The 514-nt window shown below is 36.4% G+C and carries 2 protein-coding genes; both read left to right on the top strand.

Translation table 11 applies throughout. From position 1 onward, the window contains the following. Window positions 1-97: 97 nt before the first annotated feature. Window positions 98-364, top strand: coding sequence for an EexN family lipoprotein (locus ACFIL3_RS11255; protein ID WP_375682317.1), 267 nt, complete (start codon window positions 98-100; stop codon window positions 362-364). After that, window positions 364-514 (top strand): EexN family lipoprotein (locus ACFIL3_RS11250; protein ID WP_375682318.1); only part of this gene is annotated, 151 nt, incomplete at its 3' end. The genes ACFIL3_RS11255 and ACFIL3_RS11250, both read left to right, overlap by 1 nt.

Raw genomic sequence — 514 nt, 5'->3', positions numbered from 1 at the left:
GGCAGAAAGACGTGAAATAGAAGAATTTAAAGCACGAACCAAAGCTTTAGCCCAAAAAATGCGTGGTCAATAAACGAAAAAAAAGAGGGGCTTGAACATGAACAAGATCATCATAACAACATTGCTACTTTGCACAGGGCTCATCACGGCTGGTTGTGAAAAAACCCACAGCGTAGAAGAACTTAAAAAAAATAAAAAACTGATGGAAGAAGTATTAGTGAAATGTTTGACGTCAGGGGATTTGAATTCGAAAAATTGTAAAAATGCAGAGCAAGCTGAATTTGAAACCCGTAAAAAATGGGGAGGATTTGGCTCAACAAATGACGATAAACAAGATTCTGAAAAGAAACAGGACAATAAATAATGAATAAAGTTCTCATAACAACATTGCTACTTTGCACAGGGCTTATGGCTGCTGGTTGTGAAAAAACCTATAGCGTCGCAGAATTTAAAAAAAATCCAAAATTATTTGATGAATGGGTCACGAGATGTGGAGGGATAGGAACTTCAAAAA

This window comes from Bartonella sp. CE47NXGY (assembly GCF_042195415.1).
GTDB lineage: Bacteria > Pseudomonadota > Alphaproteobacteria > Rhizobiales > Rhizobiaceae > Bartonella.
This window is presented reverse-complemented; position numbering and strand designations above follow the sequence as displayed.

Bases quoted from the DNA above. Each gene is read 5' to 3' on its own strand.
- ACFIL3_RS11255 (WP_375682317.1), top strand. From the start codon at position 98: ATGAACAAGATCATCATAACAACATTGCTACTTTGCACAGGGCTCATC.